Source organism: Polaribacter filamentus (assembly GCF_002943715.1).
Lineage (GTDB): Bacteria > Bacteroidota > Bacteroidia > Flavobacteriales > Flavobacteriaceae > Polaribacter > Polaribacter filamentus.
Genome location: NZ_MQUA01000013.1, coordinates 1876069 through 1901768 on the forward strand (window position 1 = coordinate 1876069; position 25700 = coordinate 1901768).

17 protein-coding genes and 1 pseudogene are annotated in these 25700 nt (G+C 30.9%); 12 read left to right on the forward strand and 6 right to left on the reverse strand.

What is annotated here, in order from left to right; all coding sequences use genetic code 11:
* Positions 1-80: 80 nt before the first annotated feature.
* From BST83_RS10910 to BST83_RS10925, 4 genes are all read right to left on the reverse strand, one after another.
* A complete protein-coding gene (locus BST83_RS10910) occupies positions 81-1697 on the reverse strand; it encodes an alanine/glycine:cation symporter family protein (RefSeq protein ID WP_437438453.1) in 1617 nt (538 codons plus the stop codon).
* Between the two features lie 82 nt (positions 1698-1779).
* Complete coding sequence (locus tag BST83_RS10915; RefSeq protein ID WP_104809813.1) at positions 1780-2679, reverse strand: SDR family oxidoreductase; 900 nt, start codon at positions 2677-2679, stop codon at positions 1780-1782.
* 101 nt (positions 2680-2780) lie between these two features.
* Positions 2781-3773 (reverse strand): potassium channel family protein, encoded by a 993-nt coding sequence (locus BST83_RS10920; RefSeq protein WP_104809814.1) that lies wholly within the window; start codon positions 3771-3773, stop codon positions 2781-2783.
* A 9-nt stretch (positions 3774-3782) separates the two neighbouring features.
* A complete protein-coding gene (locus tag BST83_RS10925) occupies positions 3783-4010 on the reverse strand; it encodes a PspC family transcriptional regulator (protein WP_104809815.1) in 228 nt (75 codons plus the stop codon).
* A gap of 112 nt (positions 4011-4122) precedes the next feature.
* Here BST83_RS10925 and uvrA point away from each other — a divergent pair, with 112 nt between their 5' ends.
* Positions 4123-6957 (forward strand): excinuclease ABC subunit UvrA, encoded by a 2835-nt coding sequence (gene uvrA, locus BST83_RS10930; protein ID WP_104809816.1) that lies wholly within the window; start codon positions 4123-4125, stop codon positions 6955-6957.
* Here the strand turns inward: uvrA and BST83_RS10935 are convergent.
* On the reverse strand, positions 6948-7463 hold the full coding sequence (locus tag BST83_RS10935) for a DUF3858 domain-containing protein (RefSeq protein ID WP_104809817.1): 516 nt from the start codon (positions 7461-7463) through the stop codon (positions 6948-6950). The genes uvrA and BST83_RS10935 overlap by 10 nt on opposite strands.
* Before the next feature lie 394 nt (positions 7464-7857).
* Between BST83_RS10935 and BST83_RS10940 the strand changes: the two genes are divergently transcribed.
* The 4 genes from BST83_RS10940 (at position 7858) to BST83_RS10955 (ending at position 16946) form a co-directional block, all read left to right on the forward strand.
* Complete coding sequence (locus tag BST83_RS10940; protein WP_104809818.1) at positions 7858-8565, forward strand: LOG family protein; 708 nt, start codon at positions 7858-7860, stop codon at positions 8563-8565.
* Positions 8566-8610: 45 nt separating this feature from the next.
* Positions 8611-11421: a gluzincin family metallopeptidase gene (locus BST83_RS10945; RefSeq protein ID WP_104809819.1), complete on the forward strand. Its 2811-nt coding sequence runs from the start codon at positions 8611-8613 to the stop codon at positions 11419-11421.
* Positions 11422-11568: 147 nt separating this feature from the next.
* On the forward strand, positions 11569-14022 hold the full coding sequence (locus tag BST83_RS10950) for an alpha-ketoacid dehydrogenase subunit alpha/beta (RefSeq protein ID WP_104809820.1): 2454 nt from the start codon (positions 11569-11571) through the stop codon (positions 14020-14022).
* A gap of 500 nt (positions 14023-14522) precedes the next feature.
* Positions 14523-16946: a zinc-dependent metalloprotease gene (locus tag BST83_RS10955; RefSeq protein ID WP_104809821.1), complete on the forward strand. Its 2424-nt coding sequence runs from the start codon at positions 14523-14525 to the stop codon at positions 16944-16946.
* Between the two features lie 138 nt (positions 16947-17084).
* Here BST83_RS10955 and BST83_RS10960 read toward each other — a convergent pair whose 3' ends face one another.
* Complete coding sequence (locus BST83_RS10960) at positions 17085-18356, reverse strand: DUF2851 family protein (protein ID WP_104809822.1); 1272 nt, start codon at positions 18354-18356, stop codon at positions 17085-17087.
* Between the two features lie 110 nt (positions 18357-18466).
* On the opposite strand from BST83_RS10960, the gene BST83_RS10965 reads away from it, so the two are divergent.
* From BST83_RS10965 to lepB, 7 genes and pseudogenes are all read left to right on the forward strand, one after another.
* Positions 18467-19099 (forward strand): NAD(P)H-dependent oxidoreductase, encoded by a 633-nt coding sequence (locus BST83_RS10965; protein WP_104809823.1) that lies wholly within the window; start codon positions 18467-18469, stop codon positions 19097-19099.
* Between the two features lie 99 nt (positions 19100-19198).
* Positions 19199-20665, forward strand: coding sequence for an aminoacyl-histidine dipeptidase (locus BST83_RS10970; protein ID WP_104809824.1), 1467 nt, complete (start codon positions 19199-19201; stop codon positions 20663-20665).
* 184 nt (positions 20666-20849) lie between these two features.
* Complete coding sequence (locus BST83_RS10975) at positions 20850-21614, forward strand: ParA family protein (RefSeq protein WP_104809825.1); 765 nt, start codon at positions 20850-20852, stop codon at positions 21612-21614.
* A pseudogene (locus tag BST83_RS10980) lies at positions 21615-22498 on the forward strand (ParB/RepB/Spo0J family partition protein).
* 86 nt (positions 22499-22584) lie between these two features.
* On the forward strand, positions 22585-23094 hold the full coding sequence (locus BST83_RS10985) for a DUF5683 domain-containing protein (RefSeq protein ID WP_240614728.1): 510 nt from the start codon (positions 22585-22587) through the stop codon (positions 23092-23094).
* A 1-nt stretch (position 23095) separates the two neighbouring features.
* Positions 23096-23797, forward strand: a complete 702-nt coding sequence (dapB, locus tag BST83_RS10990; RefSeq protein WP_104809827.1) for a 4-hydroxy-tetrahydrodipicolinate reductase — start codon at positions 23096-23098, stop codon at positions 23795-23797.
* A gap of 81 nt (positions 23798-23878) precedes the next feature.
* On the forward strand, positions 23879-25576 hold the full coding sequence (lepB, locus tag BST83_RS10995; RefSeq protein WP_104809828.1) for a signal peptidase I: 1698 nt from the start codon (positions 23879-23881) through the stop codon (positions 25574-25576).
* Positions 25577-25700: the final 124 nt, after the last annotated feature.

Consider the following 25700-nt stretch of genomic DNA (forward strand, 5'->3'; position numbering starts at 1 on the left):
TTATAATCAAAAATAAAATCCAATTTCCTTGATTTATATTCAACAGAAATTGGATTCCAAAAAAAATACTTTATTTAAATTTATTTTTTCTTTTTATGACCAATTGCATTTAGGTATCTAGCCAACTCAACTTTAACTTTTGGAGCTAAAAGAAGCAAGCCTATAATATTAGGAAATACCATTGCAAATATCATTGCATCAGAAAATTCAATTACAGACCCTAAAGTACTAGATGCACCAATTACAACAAAACCCAAGAACAATGCTTTGTATGTAATATCTGCTAATTTACCTTTTCCAAATAAATATGTCCATCCTTGTATTCCATAATAAGACCAAGAAAGCATCGATGAAAAAGCAAATAAAATTACTGCTACTGTTAGCAATATAGAAAAATTGGGAATTGCAGAATCAAACGCGACTGAAGTTAAATCGACACCATTTATAGGTTGGTTGGTTGCATTTAATAGCACATTACTCTTTGAATCTAAATTACCATAGGTAAATAAATTACTTCTTAAATTGGTAACCACAATTACCAGAGCGGTCATTGAACAAATAATTACAGTATCCACAAACGGCCCTATTGAAGCTACAATACCTTCACTGGCTGGAAATTTAGTTTTTACTGCTGCGTGTGCAATAGATGCCGACCCAACACCTGCTTCATTTGAAAAAGCAGCTCTTTGAAAACCAACAATCATTACCCCAATTAAACCTCCTACTACAGAAGTTTGTTTAAAAGCGCCATCCCAAATTTGACCCATCGCCTCTGGTATTATACTAAAATTCATTGCAAGTATAATTATAGAAGCACCTACAAACATAATTGCCATAAATGGTACTATTTTTTCTGTTACTCTACCTATTCTTTTAATTCCACCAATAATTACTACACCAACTAATGTTGCCATTACAAGTCCAAATATAAACCCAGATTCGATATCAAAGAGTTGTTTAAATTGTGCAGCTGCTTGGTTCGCTTGAAACATATTTCCACCTCCAAAAGAACCTCCAATTACAAAAACAGCATATAAGACAGCTAAAACTTTTCCCAATCCAGCTAGATTCTTTTCTTTTAATCCTTTCTTTAAGTAGTACATTGGGCCTCCATATATTTTCCCGTCTTCACCAACTTCTCTATACTTAACACCTAAAGTAGCTTCTACTAATTTTGTAGACATTCCTAAAAATCCAGCTAGAATCATCCATATGGTTGCTCCTGGACCTCCAATTGCAATTGCAACTGCAACTCCTGCAATATTTCCTAAACCTACGGTGGCAGATAACGCAGCTGTTAAAGCTTGAAAATGGGTAACTTCTCCTATAACGTCATCTGCCTTTACTGTTTCAAAAATATTACCACCTGGAGTAGGATCACCAGCCATTTCATCCACTGAATTGTGATCAACATCGTCATACTTTCCATTAGTCGCTCTTATGGCAACCCCCAATAAAGTGATGTTAGAAAACTTAAAATACAATGTAAAGAACAAAGCCCCAGATAACAAAAGAATTACTACAATTGGTACATCTATACCAACAATTGAAATTGGATAAAAAACGACTGAACTCACAACATCAGCGAAAGGTTTAAATTTTTCTTCTATTTTTTCATCAATTGTTAATTCTTGTGCAAATGTTAACATTGGTATTGCAAATACAAGCATTGAAAGAATTCTTTTCTTTATATTCATCTATTGTTAATTTTTCAATTAGTAACCTGCAATATCATAAAAAATTGCGCTTAAGACAACTTTTGAGCCATAAAAGTGATTTTTACATTATCATATCTTTAAATTTTCGCAAATCTTCTTTGAATGATTTTGGATAAAATTCTAACTCAGTATTTGTTTTACTCAAATCAAAACCAGTTATAGGTGGTCTTTGTGCTTTTTGGTTTAAAGTGGATGCTGAAATAGGTAATATCAAACCTTTATCTAAATTAAAAATTTCTGCAATTTGTTGCGCAATTTCAAAAACACTTAACAATGTACTTGATGATATATGATAGATGCCTATCGCACCTTTATCCATAGAAATTTTACATGCCTTAGCCAAATCCTCTACATAGGTTGGTGCTCTATATTGATCATCCACAATCGTAATTTCTTTTCCCTTTTCTAGCATCTCTTTTACCCACAGCACAATGTTTGTTCTACTCATATCAAACACTTTACCATATACTAAAATAGTTCTTAAAATCGTGAAATCTATTGTTGAGTTGATTAAAATTTCTTCGGATTTTAACTTAGAAAGTCCATAATAACTTAACGGGTTGGGAGTATCTGTTTCTTTGTAGTTGCCTTTTTTTCCATCAAAAATAAAATCAGTAGAAAGATGAATTAAATGCGCGTTTATTGCTTCAGAAATTTCTGACAACCATTTAACAACGGTTATATTTAACAAATCGCAGGCCTCTTTATTGTCTTCACAATCATCAACTTGCGTCATTGCCGCCGTATTGATTATAAAATTTGGTTGAATTTTTATTAACTTTTCTTTGAGTTCTGGCTCATTTGTAATATCAATAGAAATGTATGTAAAATCTTCCCTTCCACTTCTATTTTTTCCTTTTGAAAAACCAAAAACTTGGTATTTTTCTTTTTCCAGAAGTAATAATTTTACTAAAGATTGCCCCAATAAACCGTTACTTCCTGTAAGTACAACTTTTATCATTTGTAAATAGTTTCCTTTTTTTATAATTATTTAAATCCCCGTGTTCACAGGAATGATAATTTCAATGAAGAATTAGGGTAAACCTTAGAAAGTATTTCGGATTAAAATAATTCTCTTAATTTTATTATCTGTTCGGGTCTGCCCAAAATGATTAAATGAGAGCCTTTTATAAGTATCGAATCTGCTTCAGGATTTATAATATAATCTTTATCCGGATTTCTTAATCCAATAACAGTGCAGCCTGTTTTTTTTCTTAAATCTAAATCTAAAATAGTTTTACCTAAATATATCTTAGGCAATTCATCCACATCAATTTCTTCTAAATTAGCCGTTGTTTCACCTTCTATTGTTAGTCTATCTACAAACTCAATTACGTCTGGAGTTACTACTAAAGAAGCCATGTGATCGCCACCTAATTTATCTGGCATAATTACATTATCGGCACCAGCAATTTTTAATTTACTATATGAAGTTTCTTTAGATGCTCTGCTTATAATTTTACAGCCTTTATTTAATTGTCTTGCACTTAAAACTACAAATAAATTATCGGCATCAGAAGGCAAAGCCGTAATTAGATTACTTGCTTTCAATATTCCTGCTTTTAATAAAAATTCGTCTGTGGTGCTGTCTCCTTCCACATTTAAAACCCCTTCAAGATCTAATTTTTCTATTACAACTTTACTTTTTTCGATGACCACATATTGTTTTCCGTAATTTTTAAGTTTCGAAATAGCTTGCTTACCGTTTCTACCATAACCGCAAACAATCGTATGACCTACCAATTTATTTATTTGTTTTTCCACTCTTTTATGTTTAAAATGATCAAATAATTTTCCACTCACTAAAAATTCTGAAAAAGCAGAAACTGCGTATCCAAAAACCGTAATACTTGTTAAAATCAAGAAAATTGTAAATATTTTCTCTTCGGGTGTAAATGGTTTTACTTCTCCAAAACCAACGGTGGTTACAGTAATTACGGTCATATACAAGGCATCTACAAACGAATAATTTGAGAGCCACATATAGCCTGTTATTCCCAAGGTTATTATAGAGACAACAAGCACTATAATTTTATATATTTTTGAGCCTAACATCATTATAAACTACAAATCAAAAACCGAACTTCTTTTTGTGTGAATCATATCTTTTAATCGCAGTAAAAAGGCTAATGTTAAATATAAACCGAAAGACAAACCTACTGTTACAAAAGAAATATAAATAAAAAAAATACGCACATTTTTTGCACGCATCCCTAATTTATCTGCAAGTCTTGAGAAAACCCCAAAACCATGTCTTTCAAAAAAATGACGCACAGAATATATTAAATTCACCTTATTTCTTTTTACTGCAAGATACTAAAAACTATATCATTTGTTAAATACTTTTCAATCAAATTTGATTTAATATTGATTAACTTTGCACCTTTCTAAAAATAACCTTTTTTTGAAAGACCAAGAATACATAGAAGTTTACGGAGCACGAGTTCATAATTTAAAGAATATTGATGTAAAAATTCCACGCGAAAAACTAGTCGTTATTACTGGTTTAAGCGGAAGTGGAAAATCTTCTTTAGCTTTTGACACCATTTATGCCGAAGGGCAAAGACGTTATATAGAAACCTTTTCTGCCTATGCACGACAGTTTTTAGGAGGTTTAGAAAGACCAGATGTTGATAAAATTGATGGCCTTTCGCCTGTAATTTCCATAGAACAAAAAACGACAAATAAAAGTCCGAGGTCTACCGTTGGGACAATTACAGAAATTTACGATTTTTTAAGATTATTGTTTGCCAGAGCAGCAGATGCTTACTCTTACAATACAAATGAAAAAATGGTTAGTTATTCTGATGAGCAAATAAAAGAGCTTATTCTTACTGATTTTGCTGATAAAAAAATTGCTGTTTTAGCGCCTTTAATCAAATCGAGAAAAGGACATTATCGTGAACTTTTTGAACAAATTTCTAAACAAGGCTTTGTAAAAGTTAGAGTTGATGGCGAAATTAAAGAAATAGAAAAAGGAATGCGTTTAGACAGGTATAAAACGCATGATATAGAAGTTGTAATTGATAGATTATTAATTAATGAATCTGCAGAAAGCCGCTTAGAGGAAACCATAAAAACAGCCTTATATTCTGGTAATAACATTATGATGGTTATCGATATTGATGACGAAAAACCTCGATATTTTAGCCGTGAATTAATGTGCCCAACATCCGGAATTGCATATCCTAATCCTGAGCCAAATAATTTTTCATTTAACTCGCCAAAAGGAGCTTGCGATACGTGCAATGGACTAGGAATCAATAATGAAATCAACTTAAAAAAAGTAATTCCTGATAATAGTATTTCTATAAAAAAGGGTGGAATTATCCCTTTAGGAGAAGAAAAAAGTAGCTGGATTTTTAAACAAATTCAGAATATTGCAGAACGCTATCAGTTTAAACTTACAGATGCAATTAAAGACATTCCAAAAGAAGCTTTAGACATTATTTTAAATGGTGGCAATGAATCTTTTGCCATAGAATCTAAAACCGTTGGGGTAACTAGAAATTACAAAATTGACTTTGAAGGTATTTTGGCTTTTATCAGCAATCAATATATAAATGCAGAAAGCACGAGTATAAAACGCTGGGCAAAAGCTTTTATGGATGAAGTTCCTTGCGCTGCTTGTGAAGGAAAAAGATTAAAAAAAGAAGCACTTCATTTTAAAATTACCGACAAAAACATTAGTGATTTAGCCCAATTAGATATTACTGAATTGGCTAAATGGTTTGCAAACATTGAAAAAGATTTATCAGAAAAACAATTAATTATTGCCTCAGAAATTATCAAAGAAATAAGAACTAGAATTCAGTTTTTGTTAGATGTTGGTTTAGATTATTTAACCTTAGATAGAACTTCGAAATCGCTGTCTGGAGGAGAAGCACAGAGAATTCGTTTGGCTACTCAAATTGGATCGCAATTAGTTGGCGTTTTATACATTTTAGATGAACCAAGTATTGGTTTGCATCAAAGAGATAATCAGAAATTAATAGATTCTTTACTTAAATTACGTGATATTGGAAACTCTGTTTTAGTTGTTGAACACGACAAAGACATGATGGAACACGCAGATTTTGTGTTCGATATTGGTCCTGGAGCAGGAAGACATGGCGGGCAAATTGTTAGCGAAGGAACTTTTGAAGATTTAAAGAAACAAAATACGTTAACTGCAGATTATATAACTGGCCGAAAAGTTATTGCAGTACCTAAAGAACGTAGAGAAGGAAACGGAAAATTCATCAAACTAAAAGGAGCGTCAGGAAACAATTTAAAAAATGTTTCTGTTGAATTTCCTCTTGGAAAAATGATTTGTGTTACGGGAGTTTCTGGAAGTGGAAAATCGACCTTAATTAACGAAACTTTGTATCCTATTTTAAATGCTCATATCTATAGAGGTGTTAAAAAACCAATGCCTTATAAAAAAATTGAAGGTTTAGAACATGTTGATAAAGTAATTGATATTGATCAATCACCGATTGGTAGAACTCCTAGATCAAATCCTGCAACGTATACTGGCACTTTTTCTGAAGTTAGAAGCTTATTTGCAAAAACTGCAGAAGCGGCAATTCGTGGTTATAAACCTGGAAGGTTTTCTTTTAATGTAAAGGGCGGTCGCTGTGAAACCTGTCAAGGTGGCGGAGTTAGAGTAATAGAAATGAACTTTTTACCAGACGTGCAAGTAGAATGTGAAACTTGCCAAGGAAAACGTTTTAACAGAGAAACTTTAGAAATTAGGTACAAAGGAAAATCAATTTCGGATGTTTTAAACATGACCATTGAAGATGCTACCAATTTCTTTGAGTTGATTCCTAAAATACATAGAAAATTAAAAACAATTAAAGATGTTGGCTTGGGCTACATTACACTTGGTCAGCAATCTACCACGCTTTCTGGTGGTGAAGCGCAACGTATAAAACTGGCATCAGAATTATCTAAAAGAGACACCGGAAACACTTTTTATATTTTAGATGAACCCACAACAGGACTTCATTTTGAAGATATTAGAGTTTTGATGGATGTTTTAAATAAATTAGCCGATAAAGGAAATACTGTTTTAATTATTGAGCATAATTTAGACGTTGTAAAATTAGCAGATTACATTATTGATGTTGGTATGGAAGGCGGTAAAAAAGGCGGCTCTATTTTATGCACAGGAACTCCAGAAGAAGTTGCCAAACATAAAAAAAGTTATACCGCCCAATTTTTGAAGAAAAAACTTGAAACCTCTTATTTATAACCGATTAATATATCTTTTGATTTTAATACCTTTTCAACATAACTTTTAAAGTCTATATACTCATTTTGGGAAATATCACTTAAATCTGTGGCTGCTGCAATTGTTATTTGTAATTGGTTTTCTGAAACAGCCTTATAAATAACTTCGAAAGTATGTTTTTTGTATGTAAACTTTTTGTTTTCGGGTATTTCTATGAACTTTTTGCCCGTCGGGATTTCTAAATTATAAATAGTATTATAAAAATTTGAGTTTTCATAACTTTGATAATCTATTGCATATTTTCTTTCTTCTAAACTAATAATACCCGCATTGTATCCATGCGAAACTATTGGTAATTTAAAAAAAGTCATAGCCCCCATTTCATTCATTTTATCATTTAAATGCACTTTAGTGGTGTAGGATAAAAATTCAGTTCCTTTTTGTGCAGAAATATTCTGAATCGTATCTAAAACCAGCCCCTCAACTATTCTTTGATTAAAATCTTGTAAAATATCTTCTTTAACCAATTCGAAATTATCCTGATTTAAAATATCCTTGGAAGCACCATCAATTAAACCATTTTCATTTCTTAAGATTTCATTGGTAATTAAAAGTTCTATTGATTTTTCATACTCCTTTTAAGATTTTGTAAAAGTATTATACGCCTCTTTATTGTTGTTTTCTAACATACTATTCCAATAATTATTAGAATTATATTGAGCACTTACATTAAATACAGTAAAAAAAGGAAGATTATTCCTATTGAAAAATTAGCAATTTTCATAAATAAATTTTAATTTTTAATTGAACAAATTTAAAATATTTTGGTAAACATATCTCTTCTCTTAATTAATTTCTTAAAAAAAGAACTAATTTAGCACGCTTTCTTATTAAAAAATAAGATTTAAAAATTACCTATTTATGACAAATGACGATAGAAAAATAAAAGAAAAACTGAAACAAAAAACCTGGAACGAAATAAAAACAAAAGATTCTTGGGCTATATTTAAAATTATGGCAGAATTTGTTAATGGGTACGAACGTTTAAGTAAAATTGGCCCCTGTGTTTCTATATTTGGTTCTGCGCGTACAAAACCAGATCACCCTCATTATATACTAGCAGAAGAAGTTGCTTTTAAATTAACGCAAAATGGTTTTGGAGTTATTACTGGTGGTGGACCAGGAATTATGGAAGCTGGTAATAAAGGTGCAAATAGAGGAAAAGGAGTTTCTGTTGGTTTAAATATAGAGTTACCTTTTGAGCAACACGACAATCCTTGGATTGATAGAGGTAAAAGTTTGGATTTCGATTACTTTTTTGTTCGTAAAGTAATGTTTGTAAAATATTCTCAAGGTTTTGTTGTAATGCCTGGTGGTTTTGGAACTATGGATGAACTTTTTGAAGCAATTACTTTAATACAAACTAAAAAGATTGGTCGTTTTCCTATTGTGCTAGTGGGATCAAAATTTTGGGGAGGTTTAATGGATTGGATTAAAAATACACTCATAGAAGAAGGTAATATTAGTGCAGAAGATTTAAATCTTTTTAGAATTGTTGACACGGCAGATGAAGCTGTAGAACACTTGAATAAATTCTATGGAAAATATAAATTAAAGCCAAATTTTTAAATTTAATATTTTATTTTCGTCCATCAAAATTTATGAGACTCTAATTTGAAAAACTACTTTAACATCATTGTATTTTGTTTTTTAATATCTGTAATTTCGTTTGCACAAGAGAACAAAATTTCTATAAAATCAACTTTTAACCCTGATAAGGATGAGTTATTAATACAACAAGAAATTGTTTTTTATAACTCATCCGATTCTATCTTGACAAACATTTACCTTCATAATTGGGCAAATAGTTTTAGAGATAGAAAAACGCCCTTGTCAAAAAGATTAATCAAAGATTTTAGGAAGAATTTATATTTTGCTAATGAAAAGGCTTTAGGGGAAACAACCATAAAAAACCTAAGTGTAAACTACGAAAATACAGGATTTTTTGAAGTAGAAAAACATGCAGACATCATCAATGTGCCTTTGTTGAAATCCTTAAAACCAAAGGATAGTGCGCAAATAGAGATAACATATATTGTAAAAATTCCGAGTGCCGCGTTTACATCCTACGGTAAAACGAAAGAAGGTTATCATTTGCGTTTTTGGTATATAACTCCGGCAGTTTACAATAATGGTTGGCAATTAATGAGCAACTTAAATATTGATGATTTGTATGAATGTCCAACCGATTTTATTGTTGAAATTGATGTTCCAAAAAATTATGTTGTAGAGAGTAATCTATATGAATACAAAACAGAAAAAGAAAATTTTACGAATTATTATTTAATTGGTAAAAACAAAACTGATATTATTCTAAGTATAAATAAAACCAGGCAACTAAAAACTTTTAAAACCAAAAGCACCACAGTTTATACAGATCTTTTTCCTCTTGAAATTGACTACGATGCTGCTACGAACATTTTAAATAGAGAGTTGCTTTTTATAGAAAAATTCTTGGGCAAATATCCGCATAATGAAATTTATGTAGACAAAATTACACAGTCGAAGGATCCAGTGTATGGTTTAAGTCAATTACCCAGCTTTTTGCGTCCTTTTTCTGATTCTTTTAAATGGGATGTTACCATGTTTAAAGCGTTAAGCAGAAAATATATTGAGAATACTTTACTCCTAAACAAAAGAGATGATTATTGGATTTTAGACGGATTACAAAATTATTTAATGTTAGAATATGTTCAAGAATTTTATCCAGATACTAAGTTATTGGGCGAAATATCTAACAAATGGTTTTTAAAAAATTATCATATTTCAAAACAAAATTTTAATGATAAATATCCTTTAATACATCAGTTCGTTTCAAGAACATTTTTAGACCAAGCATTGACAACATCGGCCGATTCTTTATCAAACTTTAACAGAAAAATAGCGAGTAAATACAAAGCTGGATTGGGTTTTAGATATTTAAAAGGTTATTTAGGAGACAGTATTTTAAATAGCAGCATTAAAGAATTTTATCAAAATCATAGTACAAAAACAATTTCTAGTGCAGATTTTAGAAAAATACTTTCATCAAAAACCAGCAAAGAAATTGATTGGTTTTTCAACGATTTTATAAAAACTAATAAAAAAATAGATTATACAATTGATGATGTTTTAGTAAAAGGCGACAGTTTAGAAGTAACCATCAGAAACAAGAGAAATATTACCGCCCCTGTTTTACTTTATGGTCTAAAAGACAAAGAAATTAAATATAAAAGATGGTTTACAGACATCGAAAATTCAAAAACAGTTACCATTCCTAAAGAAGATTTTAATAAAGTTTCTTTAAATTATGAAGACTTATATCCTGAGTTAAATACATTAGATAATTGGAAAAGTTTAGAAAATAAAATATTTAATAAACCCTTAAAGTTTACATTAATAAAAGATATTCAAGACCCTTATTATACGCAAATATTTTATCAACCAGATGTTAATTACAACTTTTACAACGGTATTATTTTAGGTGTTAAGCTGCACAACAAACCTTTAATTAAAAGAAATTTAGAGCTCAAATTCGCACCTTCTTACGCTACAAAAAGTAATACTGTAATTGGTAAGTTTTCTGCATTATACAATCAATATTTAGAAGAAACTAAAGTTTACAAAATAATGTACGGAATTTCTGGTGTTACGTTAGATTATGCTCCAGAGTTATCTTACCGAGCTTTTGTTCCTTTTGTAAATATCGTTTTTAAAAGAAAATCGTTAAGAGATGCCACTTCAGAATCTTTAATAGCAAAATTGGTTCATATTGATAAAGAAGTTGCACCAACAGCAATTAGAACAGATCTAGATAATTACAGCATTTTTAATTTAAGTTATAATTATGTGAACCCTGATATCATTAAAGAATTTAGGTATAATTTCAGTTTAGAAGCTGCTGAAAAATTTTCTAAACTTGCTGTCGATTTAAGGTTTCGTTCTTTATCAACTTCAGATACACAATTAGATTTTAGATTTTTTGCGGGTGCTTTTTTAAATAACAAAACAGAAGGAGATTATTTTAGTTTTGGTTTAGACAGAGCCAATGACTATTTATTTCAGCTTAATTATTATGGACGATCGGAAGACACCGGTTTTTTTAGCAAACAATTTATTATCGCTGAAGGCGGATTTAAATCAGTTTTACCCACAAGATTTGCAAATCAATACATGTTTGCTTTTAATTCTAGTTTTGGTTTATGGCGATGGATTGAATTTTATAATGATGTTGCTTTTCTAAAAAATAAAAACAATCCTATTTACTTTGGATATAATAACGGAATCCGATTTAATTTCGTTCACAATATATTTGAAGTTTATTTTCCTTTATATTCAAATAATGGATGGGAAATCTCTCAAGGAGCTTATCCGCAAAAAATTAGATTTACATTAACTGCCGATGTAAATTCGATTTATAATTTCTTTAGAAGAGGATTCTTATAATATTCAAACAAATTAAATTGTTTTGTGTAATTCCTAACAAAACATGTATTTATGTTAATTTCGTTAACGTATTCTCAAACAATCAAGATATTTTTAAATATCGATTAAAAAAACTATCTTTGCAATAGTTAAAAAACTCACAAAACCATGCTGAAAGAAAAGGTTGCTTCTAATACTCAGGAAATTACATTTAATGATTTTAAAACCGAGGTACTAAATGACTACCGAATTGCGAAAGTTAGCAGAGAATGCAGCTTGTTAGGACGCCGAGAAGTTTTAACTGGTAAAGCAAAATTCGGAATTTTTGGCGACGGAAAAGAAGTTCCGCAATTAGCTATGGCAAAAGCCTTTAAAAAAGGTGATTTTAGATCTGGTTATTATAGAGATCAAACTTTAATGATGGCAATTGGCGAATTAACTGCACAGCAATTTTTTGCAGGCTTATATGGGCACTCAGATATTAAAGAAGATCCAATGTCGGCTGGTAGACAAATGGGAGGACATTTTGCAACTCATAGTTTACATGAAAATGGAAGCTGGAAAAACTTAACTGAACAATACAATTCTAGTGCAGATATCTCCCCTACAGCAGGTCAAATGCCACGATTATTAGGATTAGCGCAAGCATCAAAAATTTATAGAAACGAAAAAAGTGTGCAACATAAAACTAAGTTTTCTAAAAACGGAAATGAAGTTGCTTGGGGCACAATTGGGAATGCAAGCACAAGTGAAGGCGTTTTTTTTGAAACCATAAATGCTGCCGGAGTTTTACAAGTGCCAATGGTTATGAGTATTTGGGATGATGAATATGGAATTTCAGTACACGCAAAACATCAAACTACAAAAGAAAATATTTCAGAAATTTTAAAAGGTTTTCAAAGAGAAAATGATACAAATGGATATGAAATATTTGTTATAAATGGTTGGGATTATGTAAAATTGGTTGATGTATATCAAAAAGCAGCAAAAATTGCTAGAGAAGAACATGTGCCCGTTTTAATTCATGTTAAAGAATTAACACAGCCGCAAGGTCATTCAACTTCTGGATCTCACGAAAGATATAAAGACAAAGAAAGATTGCAATGGGAACAAGACCACGATTGTATTGCGAAAATGCGAAAATGGATTTTAAACTTTGAATTAGAAACAGAAACAGGAGATATTTTACGTTTTGTAGATTCTGAAGAAGAGCTACTAATCATAGAAAAAGAAGTTAAAAAAGAAGTTACAGAAGCCAAAAGAAACGCTTGGAATGCCTATTTAAATGAAATAAAAGCAGAACTTTTAATCGCTGCAGAAATACTTGAAAATGTTGCCAGCAAAAGTGTTAACGGAACGTTTATCAATAAGCACAAAAATGATTTATTAGCAACGGCAGAACCAACAAGAAAAGAGATTATATCTTCTGCTAGAAAATGTTTACGATATTTAAAAGAGGAGCATTTTGGCGCAAAAATAGAATTACAAAATTTCATAAAAGCGTCTGTAAATGAAGGCTATAAAAGATACTCAACACATTTAGTAAATGATTCTGATTCAAGTGTGCTAAATGAAGTAGAAAGAAAACCAATCTATTCCCCAGAAAAGAATTTAGTGGATGCAAGAATTATTATGAGAGATAATTTTAATGCTATTCTTAAAAAACATCCTGATGTTCTAATTTTTGGTGAAGATACAGGTCTTATTGGTGATGTAAATCAAGGATTGGAAGGGCTTCAAGACAAATATGGAGACATTAGAGTTTCGGATACTGGTATACGAGAAGCAACCATTATTGGTCAAGGTATTGGTTTAGCAATGAGAGGATTGAGACCAATTGCAGAAGTACAATATTTAGATTACTTATTGTATGCATTGCAAATAATGAGTGATGATTTAGCTACTTTACGTTACAGAACTTTTGGCAAACAAAAAGCACCTTTAATTATCAGAACTAGAGGTCATCGTTTAGAAGGTATTTGGCATGCAGGTTCACCAATGGGCGGAATTATAAATAATATTAGAGGAATTCATGTTTTGGTTCCTAGAAATATGACAAAAGCTGCTGGTTTTTACAACACCTTATTAGAAGGCGATGATCCGGCTGTAGTAATAGAATGTTTAAATGGTTATCGTTTAAAAGAAGAATTACCAACAAATTTAGGGGATTTTAAAACTCCGATAGGAGTGGTAGAAACTATAAAAGAAGGTACAGATATTACCGTTGTTTCTTACGGATCTACTTTGCGATTGGTGGAAGAAGCTGCAAAAGATTTAGCACAAGACGGAATTGAAGTAGAAATTATTGATGCGCAAAGTTTATTGCCATTTGATTTAAATCACGATTGTGTAAAGAGTTTAGCAAAAACAAATAAATTAATTGTTATTGATGAAGATGTACCTGGTGGCGCATCCGCATATATTTTACAAGAGATTTTAGAAAATCAAAATGGCTATCAATATTTAGACAGCAAACCAACTACATTAACCGCAAAAGCTCACAGACCTGCTTACGGTACAGATGGTGATTATTTTTCTAAACCTTCTGCAGAAGATATTTTTGAAAAAATATACGATATTATGCATGAGTTTAATCCGAATAGATTTAAAAGTTTGTATTAAAATAATTATACTTCACTTAATTTTAAGTGATTGAATGTTAAGTTGTCTATAGGTTTAAAAAGGAATTCTTCAGGAATTAGAAGGTTATTAAGTTCCCTATTTAGAACAAATTAATGTTGTTTCTTTACAAACTCCGAGATATCTTCAAACTCTAAAATATCATCTTTAGCGTATTTTTCGATCTCCCTATTTATTATCCCTATTTAAATTGCTCTTCTATCTAATTTTGATCCAAAAGGATCATGATCTGGATCCCATTGTAATCTTATATCTGATTTTTTTTACTTTATTTTGACAATCTTCTCTGTTGACATGCATATCAGTTTGATAACTTGAATATATATTAAGAAAGAATAATTTATACCCGTTGTGCATTTAAACAATTTAAAAGTCAATATTGTTTAAATGCACAACGGGTTTGAAATTTCTAATTTTAACAAAATCCATAAGTTAAAATATACTCATTTATATTACTTTTAACTATTAAAAATAATCCACTTATGAAAAAACTATTACTATGCTGCTTAATTTTAGCATTTACATTTACATCAGAAATAAATGCACAGCGAAAAAAATCAAAAAAAGATAAAAACGAGCAAACTACAGCAAAACCAGAAAAAAGTAAAACCCCGAAATATGATGATTTTATAACATCAAAAACAAAAACAGACGATGGTGTTTTTAAAGTTCATGAAACTAATAATCAATTTATATACGAAATTCCGAAATCATTTTTAGGGAAAGAAATGTTATTGGTAACAAGAATTAAAGAACTTCCTGCAGGTTTAGGTGGCGGTTATGTAAATGCTGGATCCAAAATAAATACACAAGTTATTGTTTGGGAACAATTCAAAAATAAAATTTTATTAAAAGTAAAATCATACAATGCTGTTGCGAACGATTCTTTGCCAATTTACAAATCGGTAGTTGCAAATAACCTAGAACCAATCATTTATGCTTTTGAAATTAAAACTCAAAATACAGATTCTACGGCAGTTTTAGTGGATGTTTCAGATTTCTTTTCTTCAGATGTTAAAGCAATTACAGGCTTGCCAGATTCTTTTAGAAAAACCTACAAAGTAAAAAAACTAGATGCTTCTAGAAGTTTTATCAACAGTATAAAAAGTTATCCTAACAACATCGAAGTTATTCAAGATTTTACTTTTGATGCAGATGAACCCCCAAGTAACTCCTCAACAAATACGATTACTTTACGCGTAAATCAATCGATGATTTTATTACCAGAAGATAAAATGATGCCAAGAGTTTACGACAAAAGAGTCGGTTATTTTTCTCTAGGAAGTGTAGATTATGGCTCTGAAGCTTTAAAAGCTGATGATAAAAGATATATTAAGCGTTGGCGTTTAGAACCAAAAGATTTGGCTGCTTATAATCGCGGAGAATTGGTGGAACCTATAAAACCAATTGTATATTATTTAGATCCTGCAACCCCAGACAAATTAAAAAAATACATCAAACAAGGTGTAGACGATTGGCAAAAAGTGTTTGAAACTGCTGGTTTTAAAAATGCAATTATGGCAAAATATGCTCCAACTGAGCAGGAAGATCCCGAATTTAGCATGGAAGATGTTCGCTATTCTTCTATAAGATATGTAGCAAGTACCACAAGAAATGCAACCGGACCAAGTGTTTCTGATCCAAGAACCGGCGAAATAATTGAAAGCGATATTATTTGGTATCATAATCATTTGCGTTCTTACAGAAATAGGTATTTATTAGAAACTGGCGCAGCGAATCCGTCTGCAAGAACTTTAGATACGCCTGCAGAAGAAATTGGCGAAATGATGCGAATGGTAATTTCGCACGAAGTTGGCCATGCATTGGGTTTACCACACAATATGGCCGCAAGTTATGCCTATCCCGTAGATTCATTGCGTTCTGGAACTTTTACGCAGAAAATGGGAATTGCAGCCACAATTATGGATTATGCTCGTTACAATTATGTTGCACAACCGGGCGATAAAAACATCCGATTTATTCGTCAATTAGGGCCTTATGACCATTATGCTATTAATTGGGGATATCGTAAAATTCCGAATATTAAAGACCCAGAACAAGAAGTAAACACATTGGATAAATGGATTGAAGAAAAGGGAGATGACCCAATATACCGATTTGGTGGCGAACGTTTTGATCCTTCTGCACAAACTGAAGGCATTGGAAATGATCAAGTAAAAGCTTCTACATACGGAATAAAAAATCTAAAAATTGTGGCGGAAAACTTACCAAATTGGACTTCAGATCAAACCAATAATTATGAAGATTTATCTGAATTGTATGGCGAATTGCTAAGTGTCTGGAGCAGATATGTTGGTCATGTTTCTGGCAATATTGGCGGAGTTTACGAATTCAATAAAAAACCAAATCAGGCAGGAAATATTTACATTCCTGTAACGAAAGAAAAACAAAAAGAGTCTTTAATTTGGCTTCAAAAAAATGCTTTTGAAACACAAGATTGGTTAGTAGCTAAAAGTATATTAACCAACTTTAAAGAAGATGGATATGCAGATTTAATGTTGAGTTTACAAAACAGACAATTGTATTCATTATTAAACCCAAATACCTTAAAAAGAATGATTGATGCTGAAGTAATTCAGGATGATTACTATGCAGCTTCAGATATGATTAGAGATTTGAGAACAGGTATTTTTACAGAAGCAAATTATGTGAAAAATGTAGATCTTTTTAGACGTAATTTACAAAAGTCTCTTATTGATAGATTAGGGGTTCTGTTAGTTTCCAGTGAAACAAAAAACACTGATATTTCTTCAATAATAAGAGGAGAATTAGCAATGCTAGATTTTCAATTAACGATTGCCAAAAATAGAAGAATAAATAGAATAACAAAATACCATTACAGGGATTGCTTGGTAACTATTAAAGAAATTTTAGACCCGAAATAAATAAAAAAATAATTTAGTATACTATTATTATCATGACTTTAAAACCTGCTTTTAAGATGTTTTAAAATTACTGAATAAACACATAGCACTATGTTTTCTGTGTCCTATGTGGTCACAAAATAGTAAAATTAATAAAAATTATTTTCTCAATAAATTATTACCTATTGCACAATGCAAACAACGTTTCTTTGTGCAATAGTTGTTTTTAAGTTCTATTAAAGCCTGACTTTCCAGCGCATTTTGCGATTTGATTTTTAATACTGAAAACTGATCAATAATACTGTTTTTTTCTGATGATATTTGTTGGATTAAATGTAAAAGAGATTCTTCTTCCACTTCTCCTCTACTCCGTAAATAGACAAATTTTAAAGGAATAATTGTATTGATTAACAATAAATCAATAAATGATTTTGACAGCTTTTTTGTTGATTTTTTAGATTCACTTTCAAACGTATAATGTGTTTTCCAAAATTCTTGAATATCAAAAGAGAACAATTTGTAAAAATCTTCCTTTTTGCTAGTACTCATTAATTTTGAAAACAAATTCTGATGCGTAAAAAATAATGCTGCTAATTGAACAATTCTAATTGTTGGAAAATTTTGAGGTCGCATTCTAAAAAACTGAAAATTATTTCTAGAAATGGGTTGCAATTTATACTTATGCTTCAAATATTCATATTCGCTTTTTAATGAAGAAAAATATTCACACTGAATATCTTCCTCAAAAAAACCAGCTTGACCAAAAAATAAAGCAATTAATTTTTGTTCGTCAAAACGTTCTTTTCTAACCACAGAAAAGTCAATAGATTTTGCCAATTGTAAAAACGAATCTCCATTTACTTTTAATCCGAAGTTTTTTGCAATTAGCTGAAATAAAACAGCTTCAAAATCATGATTTGCTTGTGCTAATAGTTCTTTAATAAAAACTGATTTCTGCTCTAATCGCTCAAAATATAAACGTTCTAACCAATTATTAATTAAAAACTTAGGAATATTTTGAATTTGTTTATCGCAAGGAATCCAATTTTGTTTGCTATAAATTAAACGATTATAATTTGTTAATAATTTTTCGTCAACAAAATTCTTAAGCTCAAAAGTGGGCAAAGGTTGGTTGTTTTTCATATAAATAATGGAATCATATTCCCAAACAACATGTAAAATTACAGCCTCAAAATTGACGTCTTCTTCATGTTTATGCAAATACCAATCAGAAGATTTTACATGCATTTCAACATTTCCTGCCCAAAATTGCTTATTTATTTTTAGTTGAGCGTTTAAAAAATCGGGTCCAGAATTTTTATTATGAATTCCTGATTTTAAAATAGCTATTTCCTGATGATCGGTTGTAAATAAATCTCTTTTAGAAAATAGTTTAAATTGCCAGATATGGTACAAAAATTCTTCTGTCATGCTTTTTTGTTTAAAGTTACAAAAAAATTTATTTCCTCATAAATTTTACCAATACAAATAGAATTTTTAGTACTAATTATTCATTTATTTTTGCAGTCTAAAATAATAAAATGAATTCAATCGAAAGTTTACAATGGCGATATGCAGTTAAAAAGTTTAATGAAAATAAATCACTTTCAAAAACACAAATAAATACGTTAAAAGAAGCTTTTAATTTAACAGCGACTTCATACGGTTTACAACCTTTAAAATTAGTTGTAATTAAAAATAAAGATATTCAAAAAGAATTAGTTGCACATTCTTGGAATCAGCAGCAAGTAGTAAGTGCGTCGCATCTTTTAGTAATTTGCATCCCAACAAAATACAGTGCTGAGGAAGTAGAAAATTACTTTAAATTAGTGAAACAAATTAGAGAAACTCCGGATGTAGTAATCAATCCGTTTAAGAAATTTTTGACCGCTGAAATTGAGAAAAAAACACCAGCGGAATTATTGATTTGGAATAAGAATCAAGCCTATTTAGCTTTAGGAAATTTATTAACGGTTTGTGCTGCTGAACAAATAGATTCTTGTCCGATGGAAGGATTTGTTCCCGAAAAATATGATGAAATATTAAAATTAGGTGCTCATAATTTAACTTCGATTTTGGTTTTACCAGTTGGTTTTAGAGCTGATGATGATTATATGAAAGATCTAAAAAAAGTGCGTAGAAATATCGAAGATGTAATTATCGAAATAAATTAAGCATCCACTAAAATATAATATACCTTCTTTAAACAGAAGGTTTTTTTTTGGGCTTCAAAAATTGTACTTTTGTAGCATAAATTTTAAGAAAAAATCATCATGAGTCAAGACATAAGAAACCAAGAACCAACAATAGTTTGGAACCATTTTGCCGATTTAAATGCGGTTCCTCGTCCTTCAAAAAAAGAAGAAAGAGTTATTCAGTTTATGGTTGATTTTGGCAAAAAACTGCATTTAGAAACTTTTGTTGATAAGGTTGGTAATGTCATCATTAAAAAGCCCGCAAGTTCTGGAATGGAAAATAGGAAAACAATTGTGATGCAAGGTCACTTAGACATGGTGCACCAAAAAAATTCTGATACCATTTTTGATTTTGATAAAGAAGGAATTAAAATGTTTGTGGATGGTGATTGGATTAAAGCAGAAGGCACCACTTTAGGTGCGGACAATGGTTTAGGCGTTGCTGCAATAATGGCTGTTTTGTCATCCAATGAAATTGTACACCCAAAAATTGAAGCATTATTTACTGTTGATGAAGAAACAGGAATGACTGGCGCAATGGGTTTAGAAGGTGGCGTTTTAGAAGGCGAAATCTTACTAAATTTAGACACAGAAGAAGATGATGAAATTGGAATAGGCTGTGCCGGCGGCGTTGATGTTACTGCAACAAGAACTTACTTAGAGGAAGAAACTCCCGGAAACACGACCGCTTTTTCAATTGTTGTAAAAGGTTTAAATGGTGGGCATTCTGGAATGGATATCATAAAAGGTCTAGGAAATGCGAACAAAATTATGAATCGTATTTTGTTTGATGGTTTTGCTAATTTTGGTGTAAGAATTTCTGAAATAAATGGAGGAAGTTTGCGGAATGCAATTCCTAGAGAAAGCGCTGCAACTATTGTAGTTGACAACATTTCTAAAGAACCTTTTTTGTTTGAAACGAATGAACTTATTAACAATATAAAGGAAGAGTTTTCAACATTAGAAACGAATTTATTAATTGAAATTCAAGAAGTTACATCACCTAAAATGGTAATGGACTTAGGAGTTCAAGAAGGATTTACAAAAGCAATTTACGCTGCTTTAAATGGCGTTTATAGAATGAGTCCGGATGTTCAAGGATTGGTTGAAACCTCAAATAATATTGCAAGAATTATTTTAAAAGATGGCGCTATTAAAGTAGGTTGCTTAGCACGATCCTCATCAGAAACAAACAAATGGGATTTAGCAAACTCTTTACGTTCTTGTTTTGAATTGGCAGGTTTTGAAGTTGACCTTTCTGGAACGTATCCTGGTTGGCTACCAAATTTGAATTCCGAAATTTTAAAAATTGTTTCTACTGTTTATAACGATTTATTTAAAGAAAATCCAAAAGTTGCAGCCTGTCATGCAGGATTAGAATGTGGGATTTTAGGTCAAAATTATCCAGAAATAGATATGGTTTCTTTTGGACCAACGATTAGAGGAGCGCATTCTCCAGATGAAAGAGCACAAATTTCATCAACCCAAAAATTCTGGAAATTGTTACTTGAAATCCTTAAAAATATCCCTAAAAAGAACGCTTAGACGATACTTAAATTTTGATTAAAAACGGCAAAGTTTCATCCTTTAAAATTGTTTAAAAACTTTAACACCACAAATTTAAATTACTTATTATCAGTATTTTAAAAATTTATATTTTTGTTAACATCTTTCATTTTATTAAAAGATAATAAATTGTAATTTTACTCCCTAAAAATATCATTTTTTAATGGGCAAAATAATTGCAATCGCAAATCAAAAAGGTGGTGTAGGTAAAACTACAACAAGCATAAATTTAGCAGCTTCTTTAGGAGTTTTAGAAAAAAAAGTTCTTCTAATAGATGCTGATCCTCAAGCGAATGCGTCTTCTGGGTTAGGGATAACTGTTGATGGAGTAGAAATTGGAACGTATCAAGTTTTAGAGCACACTGCTTCTGCAAAAGATGTTATTGTAAAAACGACCTCTCCTAACGTTGACCTTATTCCCGCTCATATAGATTTAGTTGCTATAGAAATTGAATTGGTTGATAAGCAGGACAGAGAATATATGCTTAGAAAAGCATTAGTTGAGATAAAAGATGAGTATGATTATATTTTAATTGATTGTGCACCCTCTTTAGGTTTAATAACTTTAAACTCTTTGGTTGCCGCTGATTCAGTAATTATACCTATTCAATGTGAATATTTTGCATTAGAAGGTTTAGGAAAATTATTAAATACAATAAAAAGTATTCAAAGAATTCATAATCCAGACCTTGATATTGAAGGTTTATTATTGACCATGTTCGATTCTCGTTTACGTTTATCAAATCAAGTGGTTGATGAAGTTAGAAAGCATTTTTCTAGCATGGTTTTTGACACAATTATTAGAAGAAATACACGTTTAGGAGAAGCGCCTAGTTATGGTGAAAGCATTATTGCTTACGACGCCACTAGTAAAGGTGCTGTAAACTACTTAAATTTAGCTCAAGAAATTATAAAAAAGCATAGGTAAATGGCAAAAGCAACCAAGAAACAAGCTTTAGGAAGAGGATTATCTGCTTTATTACAAGAATCATCAAATATCAATTCTGCATCAGATAAAAATGCAGACAAAGTTGTGGGAAGTATTATTGAAATTGAATTAAGTTCAATTGATATGAATCCTTTTCAACCAAGAACTTATTTTGATGAGGAGTCTTTGCGTGAACTAGCAAGTTCTATTAGAGAATTAGGTGTGATTCAGCCAATTACAGTTCGAAAATTAGAAGGAAATAAATTCCAATTAGTTTCTGGAGAACGTCGTTTTAGAGCATCAAAATTAATAGGAAGCACTACAATTCCTGCGTATATTAGACTTGCCAACGACCAAGAAATGCTAGAAATGGCTTTGGTTGAAAACATTCAGCGTAAAAATTTAGATCCAATTGAAGTAGCACTTTCTTACCAACGTTTAATTGATGAAATTCAATTGACACAAGAAGATTTGAGCATGCGAGTTGGTAAAAAACGTTCAACCGTAACGAATTACTTACGCTTGTTAAAATTAGATCCAATTTTACAAACCGGTATGAGAGATGGCTTTATATCCATGGGTCATGGTCGTGCAATGATTAATGTTGAGAACACTGAAGATCAATTAGCTATTTACGAGAAAATTTTAAGAGAAAAATTATCCGTAAGACAAACAGAAGATTTAGTTAAAATATTAAAATTTGGCGCCATTGCAAAACCAAAAAGAAAATTACACCTCCTTATATAAAGGACAGTTTAAAAGATATTGGTGATTATTTTGGCCACAAAATAGACATTACAGTAGGTACTAATGGTAAAGGAAAAATTTCAATTCCTTTTCATTCAGAAGAAGATTTTAACCGAATAAAAAACTTATTAAAATAAGTGTTTTTTAAAAAAACATATTAATTCTTGCAATCGCATTTTATTCTGCTACTTTTTTTGCGCAAAAAGATTCTACAGGAGTAAAATTGAAAGATATAAAAATTAAAGGAAATATAAGCACTACAGAAGGTGTTTACAATCCTCTATCACCTTCTAAAGCAGCATTTTATTCCGCAATTTTTCCAGGAATGGGCCAGATGTATAATGAAAAATATTGGAAAGCACCAATTGTTTGGGCGGCTTTAGCGATACCAACGTATTATTATCAGGTAAATAATAGCGCTTATAAACGTTTCAGAACAGCTTATAAGTTGCGAAAAAATGGTTTGCAAGACGAGTTTACATCGGATAATGGAATCTCTTCTGTTTCTTTGCAAACTTTAGAAACGGCACAAAAACAATTAAGAGAAAATAGGGATATGTCTTTATTATCTGGGGTAATTATTTACATATTACAAATTGTTGAAGCCAGTGTAAATGCACATTTGCTTCAATTTAATACGGATGATAATTTATCATTTAAACCTGCACTAATAATGAATCCCATTAGATTTGAAACACCTTCTGTTGGATTGGTAATAAAATATAACTTTTAAAATGAAAATTGCACTTTTAGGTTACGGCAGAATGGGAAAAGAGATTGAAAAAATTGCAATCTCTAGAGGTCATGAAATAGTAATTAAAAAAGATGTTGATGACGAAATTGAAATTACTTTAGCTGATGTAGCTATCGATTTTAGTGTTCCGAATTCAGCATTTAACAATATTTCAAATTGTTTAAACAACAATGTTCCCGTAATTTCTGGAACTACAGGTTGGTTAGAGAACTATAAAGACGCAGTTGCGTTGTGTAAAGAAAAAAAGGGCGCATTTATTTATGCATCTAATTATAGTTTAGGCGTAAATATATTTTTTGAACTAAACAAACAACTCGCTAAAATGATGAATACCATTGAAGGTTATAACATTTCTATGGAAGAAATTCATCACACATTAAAGTTAGACGCTCCTAGCGGAACAGCTATAACTTTAGCTGAAGGAATTATAGAAAACTCGTCTAAAAATAATTGGGAATTAGGAGAAAAAACATCCGAAGAAAACATCGCAATTGTGGCAAAAAGAATTCCAGATGTGCCAGGAACACACACTGTTTGTTATGAGTCTGAAGTTGATACCATAGAAATTAAACATACAGCTCACAGCAGAAAAGGATTTGCTTTAGGCGCTGTGATTGCCGCAGAATGGATTGCAGATAAAACTGGCGTTTTTTCTATGGAAGATGTGTTAAACATCCGTTAAATACTGTAACAAATTTTCAGTTCTACGCCTTATAAATATTAAAATTCCATCCTTTCAAAGGATTTTAAAAATATTGAAATTATGACATATACTCAATGGTTTATCTTTTTTTTAGCGGTACAAGTGCTACATTTTTTAGGAACTTGGAAACTCTATGTAAAAGCAGGTAGAAAAGCTTGGGAAGCTGCCTTGCCAATTTATAACGGAATTGTTTTAATGCAGATTATAAACAGACCAAAATGGTGGATTATTCTATTATTTATTCCTATTGTAAACTTATTAATGTTTCCTGTTATTTGGATTGAAACAATTAGAACTTTTGGTTTTTACAAGAAATTAGATTCCCTTTTAGCAATTGTAACTTTAGGGTTGTATATTTTTTATATCAACTATGCAACAGACGCAAAATACAATGCAGAAAGAAGTGTAAAACCGCAGTCTGAACTTGGCGAATGGGTAAGTTCTATCGCGTTTGCCATTATTGCTGCAACTTTAGTACATACCTATTTTATGCAGCCTTTTACAATACCGACTTCTTCATTAGAAAAATCTTTATTAGTTGGTGATTATTTATTTGTAAGCAAGTTTCATTATGGCGCAAGAGTACCGTCTACAGTAATTGCAGCTCCAATGGTGCATGATTCTTTGCCTTTCACGGGGACAGCTTCTTATCTTAAAAGACCACAATTACCTTACACTCGTTTGCCTGGTTTACAAAAAGTTAAAAATAATGATATTGTTTGTTTTAACTGGCCTGCCGATACTTTAGCAACAATGTGGGGAGATACTTCTGGAAAATTTACGTATAAACCTGTTGATAAAAAAACGAATTATGTAAAACGTTCCGTTGGTATTGCTGGCGATTCTCTTGAAATGAGAAATGGTTATTTTTACATTAACGGTAAAAAGAACATATTGCCTTACAGAGCAAAATTGCAATTTTATTATACCTTTGAATGTAAAGAACCAATCGATCAAAGCACTTATCCAAAGTTTTTATTAGATAAAGAAAGAACAGGCGTTTATAAGATTTTATCAGAATATTGGACTAATGATAAAGTGCAAGAAGCTATAAAACTAAATGGTAATCTTACCAAAATTGGCTCAGATTCATTATATACAGAAGTTGCCGGGGGTGTGAATCCTCAATTTGCACAGCGTTTAAAAATGATTAATATTGATAATAAGATCAACATTAATTTAACAAAAGAGGAAGTTGAAAGACTTGAAAAATATCCTCTTACCGTTTCTGTTAAAAAAATAAATCATGCGCCAGACAATGCTATTTTTCCTCACATAGAAAGTAATCAATGGAGCCAAGATAATTTTGGTCCTATTTACATTCCGAAAGCTGGAGCCACTGTAAAATTAGATACAGAATCTCTTCCTTTTTACAGGCAAATCATCAAAAATTATGAATACAATGATTTAGTCGTAAATGGGGATGATATTTTTATCAACGGAGAAAAAGCAGATTCGTATACCTTTAAACAAGACTATTTTTATATGATTGGAGATAACAGACATAACTCTTTAGATGCTCGTTATTTTGGTTATACCCCTTTTGACCACGTTTTAGGAAAACCAGTAATGATTTGGTTTAGTTGGGATGCAAATGCACCAAGTTTAACTGCTAAGTTAAAATCTATAAGATGGGATAGAATGTTTACAACTGTTGGTGGAGATGGAGAGCCTATTTCTTACAGATATTTTGTTTTGGCAATCATTGCGCTTTATATTGGGTGGAGTTTTTATAAAGGAAAAAAAGTTAAAAAATAGTTTCCAATAGAAGGTTTCAGTATCTTTTGGCTTTTGGCAAAATTTTAAAATCTGATTGAACTAATTACAAAAAATTAAACTTTTTTTTGACTTCAAATTAAAGACTGTTTACTGAAAACTGCTA

What these genes read in the sequence shown, in the direction of transcription:
- BST83_RS10910 (WP_437438453.1), bottom strand. Translation starts at nt 1,697, where the DNA reads ATGAATATAAAGAAAAGAATTCTTTCAATGCTTGTATTTGCAATACCA.
- BST83_RS10915 (WP_104809813.1), bottom strand. Translation starts at nt 2,679, where the DNA reads ATGATAAAAGTTGTACTTACAGGAAGTAACGGTTTATTGGGGCAATCT.
- BST83_RS10920 (WP_104809814.1), bottom strand. Translation starts at nt 3,773, where the DNA reads ATGTTAGGCTCAAAAATATATAAAATTATAGTGCTTGTTGTCTCTATA.
- BST83_RS10940 (WP_104809818.1), top strand. Translation starts at nt 7,858, where the DNA reads ATGACAAATGACGATAGAAAAATAAAAGAAAAACTGAAACAAAAAACC.
- BST83_RS10950 (WP_104809820.1), top strand. Translation starts at nt 11,569, where the DNA reads ATGCTGAAAGAAAAGGTTGCTTCTAATACTCAGGAAATTACATTTAAT.
- BST83_RS10955 (WP_104809821.1), top strand. Translation starts at nt 14,523, where the DNA reads ATGAAAAAACTATTACTATGCTGCTTAATTTTAGCATTTACATTTACA.
- BST83_RS10960 (WP_104809822.1), bottom strand. Translation starts at nt 18,356, where the DNA reads ATGACAGAAGAATTTTTGTACCATATCTGGCAATTTAAACTATTTTCT.
- BST83_RS10965 (WP_104809823.1), top strand. Translation starts at nt 18,467, where the DNA reads ATGAATTCAATCGAAAGTTTACAATGGCGATATGCAGTTAAAAAGTTT.
- BST83_RS10970 (WP_104809824.1), top strand. Translation starts at nt 19,199, where the DNA reads ATGAGTCAAGACATAAGAAACCAAGAACCAACAATAGTTTGGAACCAT.
- BST83_RS10975 (WP_104809825.1), top strand. Translation starts at nt 20,850, where the DNA reads ATGGGCAAAATAATTGCAATCGCAAATCAAAAAGGTGGTGTAGGTAAA.
- dapB (WP_104809827.1), top strand. Translation starts at nt 23,096, where the DNA reads ATGAAAATTGCACTTTTAGGTTACGGCAGAATGGGAAAAGAGATTGAA.
- lepB (WP_104809828.1), top strand. Translation starts at nt 23,879, where the DNA reads ATGACATATACTCAATGGTTTATCTTTTTTTTAGCGGTACAAGTGCTA.